This window comes from uncultured Capnocytophaga sp. (assembly GCF_938029845.1).
In the GTDB taxonomy this organism is placed as follows: domain Bacteria; phylum Bacteroidota; class Bacteroidia; order Flavobacteriales; family Flavobacteriaceae; genus Capnocytophaga.
In genome coordinates this window covers 1-3091 of sequence record NZ_CALHGG010000127.1, presented here as the reverse complement: position 1 = coordinate 3091, position 3091 = coordinate 1, and the positions used below count along the sequence as shown (strand labels likewise).

4 protein-coding genes are annotated in these 3091 nt (G+C 34.7%); all 4 read left to right on the top strand.

The features are described 5' to 3' along the window. Window positions 1-343: 343 nt before the first annotated feature. A complete protein-coding gene (locus tag Q0625_RS09170) occupies window positions 344-784 on the top strand; it encodes a hypothetical protein (RefSeq protein WP_298826185.1) in 441 nt (146 codons plus the stop codon). A gap of 32 nt (window positions 785-816) precedes the next feature. Beyond that, entirely contained in the window at window positions 817-2184 is a 1368-nt protein-coding gene (locus Q0625_RS09165) for a DUF5458 family protein (RefSeq protein WP_298826183.1), read from the top strand. Between the two features lie 136 nt (window positions 2185-2320). Beyond that, the gene (gene tssD, locus Q0625_RS09160) at window positions 2321-2707 is read left to right on the top strand and encodes a type VI secretion system tube protein TssD (protein ID WP_009411176.1); all 387 of its coding nucleotides are present in this window, start codon (window positions 2321-2323) and stop codon (window positions 2705-2707) included. 49 nt (window positions 2708-2756) lie between these two features. Beyond that, on the top strand, window positions 2757-3091 hold a 335-nt coding region (gene tssD, locus Q0625_RS09155; RefSeq protein ID WP_298826172.1), incomplete at its 3' end, for a type VI secretion system tube protein TssD.

Here is a 3091-nt window from a genome sequence, read left to right as displayed (position 1 = left end):
TAGAAGTAAGTGAAACAGAATGGGAATACTTAAAGGATAGTTTCTTGATTAAGTTAGAAAAGTCTTCTACGAACATCTATCCTTATAGGATTTTTGAGAAGTAATTGATCGAAAAAGTTACTTTAAACAAAAAAATCTTGTTTTCAAGGATTGTACAGCTTAAATTATTGTAAAAATAGAATGGTTTATATAGCTGATAATCAAATAAATATATTTTTATTGAAAAATAGTTTGAAAAAAATCAAAGAAAAATTTGGAGATTCCATTTAAATAAACTACATTTGCGCAGTACAAAAGTACAAAATGTTATTTTTAGAGTAAAATTCTCTTAATATAGAAATCTATGTTAGTAAATAAAGGAATAGGGGGCAATGAGGTGCCTATAGATGCAAGTGAAGCTATTTTGGAAATAGCTCCAAACCGCACATTAATAGCTCAAAAGTTGAGCGCGGAAAATCCTGTAAAACCTGAATTGGTGGAAGGACTCAATACTTTAGATAAAGTGTTCGAGCACTTTAAACCTACTATGAAGGTGAATTTTGAAGATAGTGAAGGAGCTACGAAGGTTGAAGAATTAAACTTTAAGAATTTGGGAGATTTTGGCACTAAAGGAATTACTGCTCAAAGCACTTTCCTTACAGGATTGGCCACAGAAAAAGACCAATATCAGAAGATAATCAAACAACTAAAAACAAATAAACTCCTTAAAGCAGCCTTGGAAGATCCTGATGCTAAAAAAGCCCTACAAGATACTTTAGAAGCTCTAATAGCTGAGTTGAGTTAATTTCCCAATTTTACAATTAAATATTTGAAGTCATGTCAAATAAAATAGAAACAGCAAATACAGCATCACAAGGACAAGAATCTGTTAAGAAATCACCTATTTCATTAGAAAAGTCATTAGATAAATTAGTGCGTTATGGAGGTTTTGATTTGTTAGAAGCATCCATAGAGAATGTACAAAATGTAAATCCTGAGAGAAACGCTCGTAGAAAGATATTCCTTACCGAAAGTAGTAAGCAAAAAGAAAGAGATACCCTAAAGAAAACCTTAGAACTTTGGGCAAGTGTCTTAAAACAAAGTGATTCTTTGGTTGAAATGGTTGCACATTGTGAAGACCAACAAAAATCAGCAGAAGAGTTGCTTTCTAAAAACTTATACAATGCTGTAGAGGCTACTCGTGAGTTAGAAGCCAATTATCGTACTATAGCTTTGTTCTACAAAAATACTGAGGAAGATAAAATCAAAAATGTTACAGTGATGAACGCTTCCTTAGAGCAACTTAAAGACCTTGATAATACACGTTTTATAGATACCATACACGCCGAGCTTTCTGATAACTATGACCGTTTAGACCTTAGAAATAACTATGGTTTGTTAGTGATTCCAGGTTATTTAGGTTCTAATATGGTAGTAGAGAAATGGGCAAAAATAGCTCATGAAAATAAAGTAATGCTTGTTACTGACTTTGAACACTTAGACGAACCCGATGATGTAATGGAGATGTTTGAGGAAGCAAACCTCACAGGTGGTGATGTGTATCGTGCTAATGTGCTAATGACCTGCAACTGGCTAGTAGGTAGAGGTCGTTTCAATGAAATAGGCGAAACAACCGATTTGTTTGTCCCTCCTTCCGCTGCTTTAGCTGGAAAAATCTATAAAACATTGATGTCTCAGGTAACTGCTGGAAAGAAATTTGGAGGTATCAATGAAGTAGATGGGGTACGTTTTGACCTGAAGAAAAGTGAAATAGCCAACTTAGAAAGTTTAGGACTTATCCCTATGGTAAATGAATACGGAAAAGTAATGGCTTTCTCTGGCAAAACATTGTTCAATGGAGATAACTTAGGACTACAAACGTATTCTGTAGTACGTGTGTTTGACTATGTAACCAAAGTGCTAATGGATTTCCTTAACCGTAGAGCTTTTGAGAATTTTACAGCTACTACTCGTAAGGATATTATGAACCAAATTGTCCAATTCTTGGATAGCATCACAGGTCCTAAAAACCTTATTGAGAATTTTGAGATAAGACGATTTGAACAAGATCCTAGACAAAAAGACAGAATCTATTTAGATATTCATATGAAACCTTATTTCCCTGCTAAAAACTTCCTTATCAAGATGGATGGACATAAGGGAACTGATGCTAATGAATGGGATACTGAATATGAACAAAAGTAAAGTACCTCTTATGAAGAAAATCTAATCCTAAGCAAAAAGATATAAGGTTTAGATTCCAACATAAGGCATTGGAGACATTTTATATATATTTCCATAATTGGTATTATTGAGTATTAAATTTTAATTTATTTTAATTATGTCGTTTAAATGCAAACTGAATGTTGCGGGAAAAGAACGCAACATCGTTTCCGTGGACTACGGAATGTTACAAGAGACCGACGTCACAGGTAGACCTTCTTCGGTTACCAGAGGTGGCAAAATTACTATCACTGTGGAAAGCACAGGTGATACCGACCTTTTTGAGTGGATGACCAACTCCTTCGAACGCAAGGATGGAAGCATCATCTTCCTCAAAAGAGACAGCGAGGCTACTTTGAAAGAGCTGAAATTTAAAGAAGCTTACATCGTGAAGTACAAAGAAGATTTCGATGCAGCAGGTGATAATCCGCTGACAGAAACCTTTACGCTCTCTGCCAAAGAGATTGAAATGGGTACAGCCAAACATACCAATGAATGGGTGTAATTTTCTTTTGATTTTTTAATGTAATTATTAATTTTTAAATTTTAAGTGTATGTCTTTCAAAGCCAAACTTAAAGTAGCTGGCAAAGAATATAATGTTCTTAGCGTAAGCTATGCATTGTTCCAAGAAACAGATGCAACAGGTCGTCCTTCTACCGTTACACGTGGTGGAAAAATTGATGTAATAGTCGAAAGCACAGGAGAAGCCGACTTCTTCGAGTGGATGACCAATTCTTTTGAACGTAAAGATGGTAGTATCACTTTCTTAAAAAGAGACAGTGAAGCTACTCTAAAAGAATTGAAATTCACTGAGGCTTACCTTGTAAAACATCGAGAGCATTTTGATGCCTCAGGAGAAAAACCCCTCACAGAATCCTTTACCATTTC

What these genes read in the sequence shown, in the direction of transcription:
- Q0625_RS09170 (WP_298826185.1), top strand. Translation starts at nt 344, where the DNA reads ATGTTAGTAAATAAAGGAATAGGGGGCAATGAGGTGCCTATAGATGCA.
- tssD (WP_009411176.1), top strand. Translation starts at nt 2,321, where the DNA reads ATGTCGTTTAAATGCAAACTGAATGTTGCGGGAAAAGAACGCAACATC.
- Q0625_RS09165 (WP_298826183.1), top strand. Translation starts at nt 817, where the DNA reads ATGTCAAATAAAATAGAAACAGCAAATACAGCATCACAAGGACAAGAA.